This window comes from Shewanella sp. H8, from assembly GCF_040285065.1.
GTDB lineage: Bacteria > Pseudomonadota > Gammaproteobacteria > Enterobacterales > Shewanellaceae > Shewanella > Shewanella polaris.
In genome coordinates, this window is the sequence record NZ_CP157213.1 from 2371597 (window position 1) to 2384863 (window position 13267).

Consider the following 13267-nt stretch of genomic DNA (forward strand, 5'->3'; position numbering starts at 1 on the left):
ACTGGCCTTACGTTACTCCCTTAACGTAAAATGGTTGTTAACTAAAGAGGGACAAATGGCTAATATTTCTAAATTTGATCGCGAAGACGTACTCGAAAAAGCAAAAAACCTATTTTGGCAAAAAGGGTTTCTAGCCACTTCGACGCGAGAGATTCAGACTACCATGGACATGCGACCAGGTAGTATTTACGCTGCATTTGGTAGTAAAGCTGATTTATTTCATCAGACATTAATTCATTATGCACAAACTTCAGCTAACGAATTAAATGATAAAATAGAGCAGAATGAACACGTATGGGATGGACTGAAGCAATATTTACGCGGCTTAATAGTGCCTTGTTGTGCAACGGTACCCAGTGAATTATGCATGGTGATGCGCACGCTGGCAGAACTTGACGAATCACATCAAGAAACCCTTAACATTGCTCGTGATTTACTGACTAAAGTTGAACATCGTTTTGCCAATATCATTGAGCAAGCTCAAACCCAGGGCGATTTATCGGCTAAATTGGATAAATATCAAGTGGCTAAAAAAATCCAAGTACACATTATTGGCTTACGATCTTACTTAAAAGCCACTGGTGATACTGAAACAGTAAGCCAGCAACTAGAAGAGTTTTTTGCTCAATTACAAAATCAATAAAAAAAGCGCCTAAGGCGCTTTTTTTATATCTACATCATTTTTATTGAATAATCATAAAAATTGAATTGTTAAATTGGAGTCCGTAATTATCGCTTGCCCAACATTGAGCTTGATAACTCTTGCGTTCATCATCTAATAAACAATATCTTGAGCCAACAAGCACGGATACACCCCAGTAAACAGTTGTACCGATTCAGTATTCTGATATTCACTAACCACTACCTTGTTATAGTTCACTATTTGAATCGATAGATTTAGTCACTGTATATTAAAAAAACCGCTGGTTCTAGCCAGCGGTTTTATTTACATCAATAGATTTAGATTTTTATACCTAAATATAATGTCTAAGGTTACTTCTTGCTGGTTGCTCTTAACATCCAAGCGGTTTTTTCATGAACACGCATACGATCGGATACTAAAGCGACGGTAGATTCATCATCAGCATCTTGCGCTGTTTTGAGAACTTGTCGAGCAGTTTTTATCACTTGCTCATGGCCTTTAGTCAGTAATTCGACCATATCAGCTGAGCTTGGTACGCCTTCAACTTCTTTAATAGAACTTAAACGGGCAAATTCTTTATACGTTCCCGGTGCTGCTACATCTAAGGTACGAATTCGTTCTGCAATATCATCTACAGCAGTTGCAAGCTCAGTGTAATGCTCTTCAAACATTAAGTGCAATTCGCGAAAATGGATACCTGTGACGTTCCAATGAAAATTATGGGTTTGTAAATAAAGTGTATAGGAATCGGCTAATAAGCTTTTTAAGCCTTCAGCAATTTTTAGTCGGTCGTCTTTTTTTATACCAATATCGATGTCAGTCATTTTATTCCTCTCAAAGTAGAATTAATAATTCATAACATTATTGCATTTGTATAAAGGGTAGATGCAATCGAGCTACAATTATCAAACATACATTTTCTGTTAACACATCGCTTACATTTAATATTTATTGAGCACTTTAGGTTTTATTATACAAACCATAATTACTCTTTTAAAACAAACATTAAACATAGCACCACTTATATCTATAATCTTAGTTTAAATACATTACAGCAACTTAAAAAATAAATTTACAATATATTTTAACTATTAGGCATTTAGAAAAAAATTAACGTAATAAGTAACTTAAAAATTAATACTTTCGTTAATCCTTCGTAAATCTTATCTATATTTATATTATCATTACTGCATAACAGATCAACCGTCTGTCATTAAACTCTGTTAATATTTTTATCTTATTTGTTCATTAAAACATTGATCTAGATCTTATAATGATGTTCTTCGAGGAAACAACACTAAATACATATACACAACAATGACAAGGTTAATCGTCAGAACGATCACACTGAGTAAGTTAAAGTGACTCACCATTTCATAAAGTTCAAAAGGCAAATATATTGCGCCACTTAACAAAGCAAACCACTGTGTCCAGCGCATGTTATGCCATAATCCATAAGCCTCGACAAAGCGCATTAAAGTATACACAGCTACCCCTAATGACATTAAGGTTAAGCTCGATTGCGGTAATGACCCAATAGCAGAAATAAAAATACTTGGATAACGGTTAGCAGGATTAAGGTGTAAATGAGTCACTAACTGCTCTGCCAACAAAGCCAAATTTTGACCTGCATATACGTGTAGTCCTATCGCAACCACTAACGCCAACACTCCCTTACTTGCTTCAAGTAATGCAACCGCACGTACGCCTTTATCCAAATGCTTCATTATTTCGCGTTTCCATAAAAAAGGGTTGATTCTAACGGTTCGGAATAATTATGCCTTTTATTATTGATCTAAAGAATCACTTTGAAAGACAGCCTATATAGCACTCTCACACATAAATCATCAGTGATTTTTTAGTCATTAATCTAAATTATAAAGGTTAAAAATAGATTGGCTAACAAAGACTGTAGTACGACTAATTGGCAACAAAAATAGAATGTTAGGTTGTAAAAGATGTTGTCGTTCTAGGGTTATGGTAATGATGCACTTTGAACGTATTAAATTTATGCTAAGGCTTTGCTAAAAATGGTTCAGATAATTGTTCAACTTGTTTTTGCTCTTCTTTAGTCAATGGACCATAATCTCTTGGATACGGCCAGCCATAACCCCAACGAAATGTCGTCGGTAGATACGGTGTGCCACCCACTCTGACCCCAGCCAACATCAGTAATGCAATCTCCGGCTGTCCAACTTTTGTGACACAAGTACGTAAAGCCTTATCTGATGCGAGACGCTCTTCGAACGTCCCCCCTTTCCAATAAGCGTAATCATGCTTTTGGCAGCACGCCAACCATAATTCACCTTGCTCAAAAGTACCATCAGGAAAGGCACTGCAACCATCACTAGTAAAAGGGGTAAGTGTATCGGCCAATACAGGGTTAATGAGCAGTATACTGGCTATGACAATAGTGACACAATTAAGACAATAATATTTCACTCTGTGTATCCAGCTGATAATCGTTTGAAACTAAGGTTTTGAAACTAAGGTTTTGAAACTAAGGTTTTGAAACTAAGATTTTGAAACTAAGGCTTCAAAACTATGATGCCACAGTAACCATGACAGTAATATAAAATAAACCGGCCATTTTAGTAAAATAAATCTGATGATTTAAGTTAAATAATGATGTTGAAATATTAAGTGAATAATGACTTTATTAACGGTCAGTCCGGGGCAAGTTATGACTCAAAACTGTTTTACCAAACCAGCGCTGGTAAGGTTGATATACGTCGTATAGCCAATTGAATACGCCAGTGTAAATCAAGAAAAACACTAATACCCCCCCTTCTAACATTAAGGTATCGATAAGATTTAAACTTAAATACCACGATACCATTGGGAGGGTTACCACTAACAAGCCCCCTTCAAAACACATAGCATGGACAATACGAGTAGGTAATTTACGCGTCACTCTGTCACTACCCAATAACTTGTCGAACCAAATATTATAAATATAGTTCCATGTAACAGCACATAACGATATGCCGATACTCACCACCAGCATATCGGTGGCGCTCTTATCCATGAGCATTGCGCTCACAGGTACAATGATTGCTGCCGCCAATATTTCAAAAGACACAGCATGAAATATTCTTTCTTTTGTTTGCATAATGAACTCAATTATTAGTGACGTTTGCGTTATTCTCATCCATTATAAGGATACTTAACAGTTAGGTAGTATCTGGAAAAGCGATATGTACAGTATTGATCAACTTGAGGCATTTGAAGCGACAGCAAAAACTGGCTCGTTTTCCGCGGCGGCCCGTTCACTCAACAAAGCACAATCCGTGATAAGCCAGCATGTGATAAACCTTGAGATAGACTGCAATGCAATATTGTTTGACCGTAGCGGGCGTTATCCTCAATTAACACAGGCAGGTGAAAAGCTTTTATCTCACGCGCAAGTGTTATTAGAGCAACATCAACGGTTACGCTATTGCGCCCAACATCTCGATAAGCCTTTTATTTCAGAGCTCACCATCGGCTTAGATGAAGGCATACCATTTCAAAAACTGTCTAGTATGGTTAATCAGTTAGAAATTGACTTCCCCAATACCTCCTTAGAATTTTTTACCGCATCGAGCATCGATATTGTCGACTTGATTGACACTGATAGAGCCGTTACAGGAATTATTTTTAGTGAACTGTCGATCCCCTCTCACATTGACTGTGAATCCATTGGTGCAATTAAGTTTGATATCTACGTTGCAAGCACTCATCCATTAGCCCAGAAAGAATCGAACAACTTGGCCAGCTTAAAGCTACATAGACAATTGTTGATGCGTTCGCGTAATAACAAATCGAGTAATTTCCAACTCGCCCTAAGCCCTGATATTTGGTACGCGGATAACTATTATGTGTTGCTTGAACTGACATTACAGGGGAATGGCTGGTGTTTATTGCCCAATCATATCGCCAATGAGTACGTTAGCAGTGGCAAATTGGTGTTGTTACCCAGTGAATTTAAAGATATGGGTTGGCATGCTAATGTTGATGTCATTCAACATCATCGCTATAGCCTGGAGCCGATGTTTAAGCAATTTAGGCATTCGTTAAGGCAATTGCTGACGCCATAAAGCCGTGTGGACAAAAAATCAAGGCCGCTAAAAGCGGCCTAGATTTTATAAAATTTGAATACGCTACACATTAGGCATTAAAAACCAAATTTACCATTACTGTTTTTCCAATCTGCTTTGGCAGGAATGGTTTCAACAGTGTCCCAGTGCTCAACAATCATGTTGTTTTCAACGCGGAATAAGTCATAAAATGCCACATGCTGCTGCATAAATGTCCCTTCACTGATTGATAACACAAAATTACCTTGGCCCAGTATTTTATGGTTGGTTTTAACCACCATTGGCATGTCCATTTTAGCTAACTCACCCAAGGCTTTACCTAAACCACTTAAACCATCACCAATATTGGGGTTATGTTGTATGTAATCTTTGTCTTCACTGCCAATGAATTGGCCAATGTTAGCCATGTCACCTTTGATCAAAATCGTGTTTACAAAGTTGGCCACCAAGGCTTTATTTTTCTTAGTTTTATCTAAGTCGGTCACTATGGTTGTACCATCAAACTGTGTATGCCCACTTAAGTTAACAGCTGAAATCTGCTGAAAATTATCCCAATGTTCAACAATTTTACCATCTTCAAAACGAAATACATCAAAGCCAGCTTTGGGGCCAAAGAAGTTATATTCAGTGTGGGTAACAACATAGTTGCCGTCTTGAAATGCACGTTTCACTTGCGCTTTTGCACTGCCTTTCGGTAACAGCTGCATTACCGCTCCGAAACCTGCTAAACCATCGGCAACTGCTAAGTTATGTTGAATGTATTTGTGAGGATTGATGTAACCAATCGGCGCTGAGTCGCCCGTTTCGATACTACTCACTAACTCAACAACCTGTTGCTTGTAATTTGCCTTAGCGGGTTCTGTTGTTGCCACGCTGCAGCCTGAAAGCAATACGCTGCTTATAAGGGCACTGCTTACAAAAGCACTGACGATTGATTTTTTAGCTATGCTTTTATTAGTAACGGTTTGCTGAATAAATGTGTTCATGATTAAGTCCTCTAGTTTCAATGAGGACAGTATATAAAGCTAAACCATTAGCCAGTAGAGTGTAAATAAGCCTATAAATGGTTAAAGTCGAACCGCTTGCAGAGCATTGTGTTTCACAAATTGACTTGGTGTTAGTTCAGTTTGTTTTTTAAAGTATTTTACAAAGTTGCTGGTATCGTCAAAACTAAAATCATTAGCCAGTTGTTGTGTTGTTATATTACTGACCACTAAACGGCGTTTAATTTCGATAATAGTGTAAGCGTCAATCATCTGCTTGGCGGTTAAGCCTGTCGCGAGCTTACAAATTTGGTTTAAAGTTTTATAGGTTGTGTGCATTTTGCTTGCATACCAATTGGCATCGCGGATCTGTTGCGCATATTGCTGCATTAAGCTGAAAAAACGTGCGAGTTTGATACTGTGCTCTGCCGATAAGTTGTTATGGCTTGATACCGGGCGCAACCGGTGTAATAACAAAGCTAACGCAGAAAATAGGTACATCACAATCAGAGGCTCAGACGTTGGAGTTTGCAATTCGAGCTGCAGTTGTTCAATTAAGGAATGAGTACGCGTGTGGTTAATACTATCGAGTTTTAATAAAGGATTATGTTGCTGATTTAAATGGGTTGGCGTGTAATTAGGTAAGCGCATGTTGGCATGCACCTTATCGAGAAAGGCTTGGGTAAATAATAACAGTTTACCTTGTGGCTGAGATGAAAAATCAAAACTATGCACTTGTTCTCGTTGCACAAAAATCAATGAGCCTGGTTCAAAGTTGAATTGATTAAAGTCGACAGTGTGCTTACCCTCGCCTTGTTCAAAATAAATCAACATAAAAAACGACACTCTGTGCGGCGCTTGTGGATCGTGCTCCATCACCGGTCGCATATATAGATCAGACAATTCGATAATTTCAAATTCTGCTTGATTGGTTTTATCGTGGTTGAAAGCAATATTAGGGATAGTCATTTACGGCTCTATTTATAGATAAAATGAAATGTGCTTAGTCGCATGTACTGACTCAAATGTGCTTGCTTTAAACTGACTCCTATCGCATGCACTAACTGGTATCGATTCATTGTACTGTTAACGGCTGTTTATCTCATAATAATTAAGACAAATAAAATGAATATAGAGTAATAGCAACATCATTCGATGATTAACTTGTTACTCATCGCTACCATTATGGATATTTAGTTCCATAATAATTGGATGTTTTAACTCTTTTTCTAACACAATAAAACCCGCAAAATGCCTCTAAAGCAAGCCATTCATTGTCTTATTATTTAGGGAACATCATTTTGAAAGCCATCGCATACCAACAAAACTTGCCGGTTCATGATCCATTATCATTGCAAGATATTCATTTAGATACCCCAATAGCAACTGGCCACGATATTCTGGTTGAGGTTAAAGCCATATCAGTTAATCCTGCCGATTTTAAAATTCGTCAAGACATGCCAGCACCTCAAGGCGAATGGAAAATATTAGGCTTTGATGCTACTGGCATCGTTAAATCTGTGGGTGAAAACGTCAGCTTATTTAAGCCTGGCGACAAAGTTTGGTATGCCGGTGATGTGAGCCGTTCAGGTAGTAATGCAGAGTTACAACTGGTTGACGAACATATTGTTGGTAATATGCCAAAAAATTTATCTTTTGACGAAGCAGCAGCTTTGCCATTGACCGCCATTACGGCATGGGAATTACTGTTCGATCGTTTGAAAGTTGATAAAGACAATGCCAACAAACGTATTTTGGTTATCGGCGCTGCCGGTGGTGTAGGTTCAATTATGGTGCAATTACTAAAACAGCTCACCAAGCTTGAAATCATTGCCACTGCATCACGACCTGAAACCGTGTCGTGGTTAGAAGATTTAGGTGCAGACCACATTATTAATCATCGTTATAAATTGAGTGAGCAGTTTGCCGAAAAACAGCTGCCATTAGTTGACTATGTTGTGAGTTTAAATAATACCTCCGAACACTTAATTGAAATAGAAAAGGTGATTAAACCACAAGGTCAATTTGCGTTGATTGACGATCCACAAACCTTAGACATTATGCCGTTTAAAATGAAGAGCATTTCAATTCACTGGGAGCTGATGTTCACTCGCTCTTTATTTAAAACCGACGACATGCAAGCCCAACATCAACTGCTTAACGATGTCGCTAAACTAATAGATAACGGCCAGATTAAAACCACTGTGGGTGAACATTATGGGGTGATTAATGCGACTAACTTACGCAGAGCTCATGAGCGCTTAGAAACTCAACAAGCTAAAGGAAAAATTGTCTTAGCGGGTTTTTAATGATGACGAACGAGTTTATCTGAAAAATAATTGGAGCCAGACTCCTTTGAAGCACTCTTTATCATCGTTACGATCTATAAAGTGCTTCTCAATATCAACACTTGATTCAGCAACTATATAATAAATTTGGAGCATGGCATGTTCACGCAAATAATTAAATTTACCGTAAAGCCACAATATCAACAGAGCTTTAAAGATGCATTAATCACCAACAAGAATGGCACCCGTAAAGAACAGGGTAATACAGATATGGCTATTTTTGTTGATAACACCAACCCGAATATTTTCTTTGCTTATGAACGTTGGCAAGATGCGACTGCTTTTGAGTTTCATAAAAACCAACCTTATACCCAAGATTTTATTACGTTATTAGGTGACACATTAGCCACTGCCCCACAAGTGTATAAAGTAAACGACACCAAGCCTTACCCGGTTGCGATGACACCAGCTAATCCTGAAGATGATATATTTTCAATTTTCTTTATTTTCCCAATTCATTCTGAATTTCGCCAACCTCTTATGACACAGTTTGAAGACCATATTCAACACACTCGTCAAGAAAATGGTAATTTATTATTTGACCTTTACACCGTTCAAGATGATGACAACACCTTAGTGGTTTATGAGCATTGGCGTAAAGAATCTGACGTATGGGATATTCATTTCAATCAACCTTACGCCAAAATTACTGGGGCAATAATGGAACAAGCCGTTGTAGGTGATATGCAACAATATATGAATTTTGTCAGTGAAATAACCGAATAATAGGAGATTTTTAATGAGTGCATTTTTTATCATTAATTATGATGTTGTAGATCAGAACTTGTACGCAACATACAATCCAGGTTCTAATGCAATTACAGCAGGTACTGTTGCTAAACATGGTGGTACTATTCTTGCTGCAAGCGACTCTGGAATTGATATTATCGGTCAACAAGGCCAAATAAAAGTGATCATCCAATTTCCAAATTCTCAAGCTGCAAAGGCATGGTTAGACGACCCTGAATACGCCCCCGCTAAGGCTATTCGTTTAGCCGCTACGGATAATATTAATCAATATATTGTCGACGGTTTAGCGCAGTAATAGTAATTTATCCATTACTTGAACCTTTGTAAAGCTTCTGATAATCAGGTATGTGCGATAACCAAAAAGGTGGAGTGCCAATATAGTTTTGCACCGCCTTAATAAACTCACTGACCAATAACGTTTGTTTACGATGTGGATACACGGCATAAATCCCGGTATCCATTGTCGACAGACAATAGTTGGTTAATAACGGCACTAAATTAAGTTCTGTAATGGGTTTTTCTAAATTAAATAAATCTATCATGGTGTACCCCATGTCATCTTTAACCGCTGATATCATTGAGCTGACGTCGCTCACTTTAAGATTACCCTGCATTTTATAGTTTTTGTACTGGTCGCCATGTGGCTCCTGGCTTAAACACATAATATCTAAAGAGGTGTCTCCATTGCTGTAAATTACCGCGGGTAACCTGATTAATTCTTCGGGTGTGGTTGGCATACCATATTGTTCAATAAAGCCTGCTGAAGCCACTAACGCAAAATGAGTTTTTGCTATTTTTTTAGCAATCAAATTCGACTCAGCTAAACGTCCCACTCTAAACGCTACATCAAAATGATCTGAAATAATATCCGCTTTACGATCATCTAAAGACACGGTGACTTTGACATTAGGATAACGCTTCATAAATTGATTAATGACTGGTTGTAAATATTGTTGGCCAAAAAAAATTGATGAAGTTATACGAATTATCCCTTTAGGTTCAGACTGGTAAGAGTCGGCAATATTTTGAATATCGTCTAATGTGTTCATTAAAATATGCGCTTGTTCAAGGATCTCTTCACCCGCTGACGTTAACGCAAATGAACGGGTTGAACGGTTAAGTAATTGCACGCCCAACGTCAACTCTAACTTTTTAATTTGTTTCGACAATGATGAATTATCCATGTCGTGTAGTGCTGCAGCTTTAGCAAAAGAACCTTGCTGAACAACATCTAAAAATAATCCCAATTGAGTGGTGACAGACATAGAATTCCCAACGATTAAGTTATAAAACGAGTAGTGATGAATATGAAACAATAAACATAAGTAATGTTGAGCATAAAAGAGCGGTATATAAATAAAATGTATCGCAATCAAAATTATTTTACATTTTATAACGCCTCATCCCAATAAGGTATTTTACCGTAATATTGACTCACAAAATCAACAAAACACCTAACTTTCGCCGCCAAAAACTGTCGATTTGGCACCATTTGCTCAATTTAATCATCCGAATCAAGAACACTTTTTACCGCTTATTGCTGTTTTAGGTGCAAGTGAAACCAGTGCGGCTAAAAAGATCCATCAAGGTGTAGAATTTGAATTATTGACGCTAGATGCTTATTCGTTTAGTTAAACACAGCGAGTTCGGTGATTAGGATAGATGATTAATCATTAAGCTTATGTTTTAGTGCTATAAATTCTAGATACTATAAAAAAACACTCTCTCAAGTGTATTATTCAAAACCATTGGACGTAATTGGTAATTCGTCATAAAGTGCGATTATGTTTTTATTTTATTTTCGAAAATATCATAAATATACGCTGAGTAATTTTTTATAACTTATTGTTCTTCATTATGTTATTTGCTTATATTACAGCATCAAATAAGTTATATTATTCAGGACGATATACTATAACAACAGTATCAAGCGTAAAATAACTAGACGTTGATCAATAGCCGCAAGGAGCCGATTTATGCTGATTGAACATAACATTGCTGACGTTTGTGTTGGAATGTATGTGGTCGAAATAACCGAACCCAAAGATACCTTTTCACTTACTAAACCAGGGGTGCTTAAAAGCGAGCGAGTTATTGAAGCATTAAAACGTAAATCGGTTACTAAGCTACTCATTGATACCAGTAAAACTGAAGTTAATATAGAAAAAGTTGAGCAAAAAGTCAGTAGGTCTATGACTCAACCGCCTCGTAAAGTCACACCTGCCCGCTTCGATGTCAAAGCAAACTTTTTTAATCAAGAAATCGTCAGAGCACGTCAAGTGTTTAATGAGTCAAAAGACATTCAGAAGAAACTGTTTCATAATGCACAGCATGGTTTGCCACTGGACATGGATCCGGTGCAAAAAATAACCGCTGAATCAACAGATTTGATTTTTAATAATCCAAATGCCTTGTCGTGCGTGATCAATATCCGTAATAAAGATGAATACTTATTAGAGCACTCTGTGTCGGTATCGGTATTAATGACCATGTTTGCCGTTTACAAAAAAATCGACAAGGACATTGTTAATCAACTGGCTATTGGTGCATTTCTACATGATGTTGGCAAAATCATGATCCCAGATCGAATTTTAAACAAGCCCGGAAAGCTGACTGATGAAGAGTTTCATATAATGAAAACTCATGCCAGTTATTCGATTGATATCATGAAAAACACTCCAGGTATCAGTCCACTGAGCTTGGAAGTAACCAGCTTACACCATGAAAAACTCAATGGATTAGGTTATCCATTTGGTGTACCCGCTGAAAAAATCACCCTTTATGGGCGCATGATCAGCATATGCGATATTTTTGATGCTCTGACTTCGCATCGCTGTTACAAACAAGGTTATGCCCAAGTTAAAGCATTCAGTATTTTACGTGCGTTAGCTGAAAAAAATGAATTGGATAAAGACTTAGTCGATCAATTTATTCGCTGTATGGGAGTTTATCCTGTTGGTTCGGTGGTTCAACTTGAATCAAATAGACTCGCTATTGTCGAAGACCATAATCGGAAAGACCCTATCCGCCCGCTAGTCAGACCCTTCTATCATTTAAAACCGGATCATTTTGAAGCAGGAAACAAAATTGACTTAGCAACAGTGACCGATGACTTAATTGTTAAGTGTGTGCGAGCTGATGACTTTAATCTGAACATGGAACAAATTTTTGAGTATTTAGCTCACGAAGGATAGAGAAATGCCATTAAACAAGTTTAATGGCATGAAAATCTTTTATTATTGACTATTTATCTAAACATTACAGTACAAACTGATTCATTCGCTATTCAGATACATGCAATACTTTTAGTCCAAATAAGTATCGTGTCACCTTGAACGGCCTAATCAAGTAATTACATAGCAAGGCACACACCACAAAAGCACTCAATAACAAACTCACTGATTTAAGTGCGATTGAAGCCTGCCACTGCACTATATAAAATGCCAACATCACTATTACCGTTTGATGCAAAATATAAAACGGATAGATCAACTCATTGGTTTGATAAAGCCATGTTGGTGTTTTATTAATATGGGCAATCGCAAAACCTGCCATGGTTAATAATCCAGACCAAGACACTAGCGTACAAACTAACCACCATAATTGCCAACGGGCAGTTAACGATAAATAAGGGCTTAAATCAGGTGAGTAATAGTAGCCATAAAACAGTATTGAACTCACAAGCAAACTGGCTAAATAGATGTATCGATGTTTTGCTAACGCGCGCCAAATAAGCTCACTTTTGACAAAACACATGCCTGCGAAAAAGAAAAACAAATAGAACACACTCAATGATAAGTTTTCGATATGGTGACTATCTGATGGCGCGACATATTTAAGCGCACCACGTAATACGATTAACAGCAAAACTAAAAAGAGCAAGCCAAAACGATGATGACTTATTCGTTCTAGCCATTGTTGTAACTTATTGCCGGTTTGAGATGTTAACAAATACCTAAATGGCACAGCAAGTAACATGAAAATGACTAAAAACTCAATAAACCATAAATGATTACTATCAAACGACAACATCAACTGGCCATAGGCAGATGCTAAAGAGTCATATTCAGTGATGTTCTCATAATAATGTTGTGGCGGCACAATCAATATCATTCCCACCAGCAAAGGGATAAAAAGCCGATGAAACTTACTCGATAGAAATTTGCGAGTGGGCATTTTTTGCAGTAACAAAAAACTGGCCGCACCTGCAATAAAGAACAATGTTTGCAACCTGAGTTGTTCAAAATACACCATGATATCGTCAAGCACTTTGCTCGACTCATTGTTCATCACATGCCAGTCATCACCATTAAACGGCATAAACACATGGTGTAAGAACACAGCAAAAATCAGTACTACTCGCAACCAATCAAGTTCTGAATAACGCTTATTTTGCAGCAAAATCTCACTCATAATAAATTCCTTCCACTGGTTATTTATTTAAAATATTAAATATCGTCGTTA

Annotated in this window: 15 protein-coding genes; 7 read left to right on the plus strand and 8 right to left on the minus strand. The window is 37.4% G+C overall.

Annotated features, from left to right (window positions below):
- The first annotated feature begins 55 nt into the window (after positions 1 to 55).
- Positions 56 to 643 (plus strand): TetR/AcrR family transcriptional regulator, encoded by a 588-nt coding sequence (locus ABIS04_RS10255; RefSeq protein ID WP_350431003.1) that lies wholly within the window; start codon positions 56 to 58, stop codon positions 641 to 643.
- A 350-nt stretch (positions 644 to 993) separates the two neighbouring features.
- On the opposite strand, the gene ABIS04_RS10260 is transcribed toward ABIS04_RS10255, so the two are convergent.
- The 4 genes from ABIS04_RS10260 to ABIS04_RS10275 all read right to left on the minus strand — a co-directional run bounded on the left by ABIS04_RS10260 (position 994) and on the right by ABIS04_RS10275 (position 3755).
- The gene (locus ABIS04_RS10260) at positions 994 to 1467 is read right to left on the minus strand and encodes a Dps family protein (RefSeq protein WP_137226992.1); all 474 of its coding nucleotides are present in this window, start codon (positions 1465 to 1467) and stop codon (positions 994 to 996) included.
- A gap of 444 nt (positions 1468 to 1911) precedes the next feature.
- Positions 1912 to 2370, minus strand: coding sequence for a DUF2127 domain-containing protein (locus tag ABIS04_RS10265; RefSeq protein ID WP_350431004.1), 459 nt, complete (start codon positions 2368 to 2370; stop codon positions 1912 to 1914).
- A 286-nt stretch (positions 2371 to 2656) separates the two neighbouring features.
- Positions 2657 to 3055: a hypothetical protein gene (locus ABIS04_RS10270; RefSeq protein ID WP_350433421.1), complete on the minus strand. Its 399-nt coding sequence runs from the start codon at positions 3053 to 3055 to the stop codon at positions 2657 to 2659.
- A gap of 247 nt (positions 3056 to 3302) precedes the next feature.
- Positions 3303 to 3755: a PACE efflux transporter gene (locus tag ABIS04_RS10275; RefSeq protein ID WP_350431005.1), complete on the minus strand. Its 453-nt coding sequence runs from the start codon at positions 3753 to 3755 to the stop codon at positions 3303 to 3305.
- Between the two features lie 85 nt (positions 3756 to 3840).
- Between ABIS04_RS10275 and ABIS04_RS10280 the strand changes: the two genes are divergently transcribed.
- Positions 3841 to 4722, plus strand: a complete 882-nt coding sequence (locus tag ABIS04_RS10280) for a LysR family transcriptional regulator (protein WP_350431006.1) — start codon at positions 3841 to 3843, stop codon at positions 4720 to 4722.
- 77 nt (positions 4723 to 4799) lie between these two features.
- On the opposite strand, the gene ABIS04_RS10285 is transcribed toward ABIS04_RS10280, so the two are convergent.
- Positions 4800 to 5708: a hypothetical protein gene (locus ABIS04_RS10285; protein WP_350431007.1), complete on the minus strand. Its 909-nt coding sequence runs from the start codon at positions 5706 to 5708 to the stop codon at positions 4800 to 4802.
- Positions 5709 to 5789: 81 nt separating this feature from the next.
- On the minus strand, positions 5790 to 6674 hold the full coding sequence (locus tag ABIS04_RS10290) for a helix-turn-helix transcriptional regulator (RefSeq protein ID WP_350431008.1): 885 nt from the start codon (positions 6672 to 6674) through the stop codon (positions 5790 to 5792).
- A 332-nt stretch (positions 6675 to 7006) separates the two neighbouring features.
- Between ABIS04_RS10290 and ABIS04_RS10295 the strand changes: the two genes are divergently transcribed.
- The 3 genes from ABIS04_RS10295 to ABIS04_RS10305 all read left to right on the plus strand — a co-directional run bounded on the left by ABIS04_RS10295 (position 7007) and on the right by ABIS04_RS10305 (position 9098).
- Positions 7007 to 8014, plus strand: a complete 1008-nt coding sequence (locus tag ABIS04_RS10295) for a zinc-binding alcohol dehydrogenase family protein (RefSeq protein ID WP_350431009.1) — start codon at positions 7007 to 7009, stop codon at positions 8012 to 8014.
- 138 nt (positions 8015 to 8152) lie between these two features.
- Positions 8153 to 8779, plus strand: coding sequence for an antibiotic biosynthesis monooxygenase (locus tag ABIS04_RS10300; protein WP_350431010.1), 627 nt, complete (start codon positions 8153 to 8155; stop codon positions 8777 to 8779).
- Between the two features lie 13 nt (positions 8780 to 8792).
- Positions 8793 to 9098, plus strand: coding sequence for a DUF1330 domain-containing protein (locus tag ABIS04_RS10305; RefSeq protein ID WP_350431011.1), 306 nt, complete (start codon positions 8793 to 8795; stop codon positions 9096 to 9098).
- Positions 9099 to 9105: 7 nt separating this feature from the next.
- On the opposite strand, the gene ABIS04_RS10310 is transcribed toward ABIS04_RS10305, so the two are convergent.
- Complete coding sequence (locus ABIS04_RS10310; protein ID WP_350431012.1) at positions 9106 to 10068, minus strand: LysR substrate-binding domain-containing protein; 963 nt, start codon at positions 10066 to 10068, stop codon at positions 9106 to 9108.
- Between the two features lie 217 nt (positions 10069 to 10285).
- Between ABIS04_RS10310 and ABIS04_RS10315 the strand changes: the two genes are divergently transcribed.
- Positions 10286 to 10438 (plus strand): hypothetical protein, encoded by a 153-nt coding sequence (locus tag ABIS04_RS10315; protein ID WP_350431013.1) that lies wholly within the window; start codon positions 10286 to 10288, stop codon positions 10436 to 10438.
- 341 nt (positions 10439 to 10779) lie between these two features.
- Complete coding sequence (locus ABIS04_RS10320; RefSeq protein ID WP_350431014.1) at positions 10780 to 11997, plus strand: HD-GYP domain-containing protein; 1218 nt, start codon at positions 10780 to 10782, stop codon at positions 11995 to 11997.
- An 88-nt stretch (positions 11998 to 12085) separates the two neighbouring features.
- Here the strand turns inward: ABIS04_RS10320 and ABIS04_RS10325 are convergent, their stop codons facing one another.
- Positions 12086 to 13216: an acyltransferase family protein gene (locus ABIS04_RS10325; protein WP_350431015.1), complete on the minus strand. Its 1131-nt coding sequence runs from the start codon at positions 13214 to 13216 to the stop codon at positions 12086 to 12088.
- Positions 13217 to 13267: the final 51 nt, after the last annotated feature.

Coding starts and splice junctions, on each gene's coding strand:
- ABIS04_RS10320 (WP_350431014.1), top strand. CDS start 10,780: ATGCTGATTGAACATAACATTGCTGACGTTTGTGTTGGAATGTATGTG.
- ABIS04_RS10280 (WP_350431006.1), top strand. CDS start 3,841: ATGTACAGTATTGATCAACTTGAGGCATTTGAAGCGACAGCAAAAACT.
- ABIS04_RS10300 (WP_350431010.1), top strand. CDS start 8,153: ATGTTCACGCAAATAATTAAATTTACCGTAAAGCCACAATATCAACAG.
- ABIS04_RS10265 (WP_350431004.1), bottom strand. CDS start 2,370: ATGAAGCATTTGGATAAAGGCGTACGTGCGGTTGCATTACTTGAAGCA.
- ABIS04_RS10260 (WP_137226992.1), bottom strand. CDS start 1,467: ATGACTGACATCGATATTGGTATAAAAAAAGACGACCGACTAAAAATT.
- ABIS04_RS10325 (WP_350431015.1), bottom strand. CDS start 13,216: ATGAGTGAGATTTTGCTGCAAAATAAGCGTTATTCAGAACTTGATTGG.
- ABIS04_RS10310 (WP_350431012.1), bottom strand. CDS start 10,068: ATGTCTGTCACCACTCAATTGGGATTATTTTTAGATGTTGTTCAGCAA.
- ABIS04_RS10290 (WP_350431008.1), bottom strand. CDS start 6,674: ATGACTATCCCTAATATTGCTTTCAACCACGATAAAACCAATCAAGCA.
- ABIS04_RS10305 (WP_350431011.1), top strand. CDS start 8,793: ATGAGTGCATTTTTTATCATTAATTATGATGTTGTAGATCAGAACTTG.
- ABIS04_RS10255 (WP_350431003.1), top strand. CDS start 56: ATGGCTAATATTTCTAAATTTGATCGCGAAGACGTACTCGAAAAAGCA.
- ABIS04_RS10285 (WP_350431007.1), bottom strand. CDS start 5,708: ATGAACACATTTATTCAGCAAACCGTTACTAATAAAAGCATAGCTAAA.
- ABIS04_RS10275 (WP_350431005.1), bottom strand. CDS start 3,755: ATGCAAACAAAAGAAAGAATATTTCATGCTGTGTCTTTTGAAATATTG.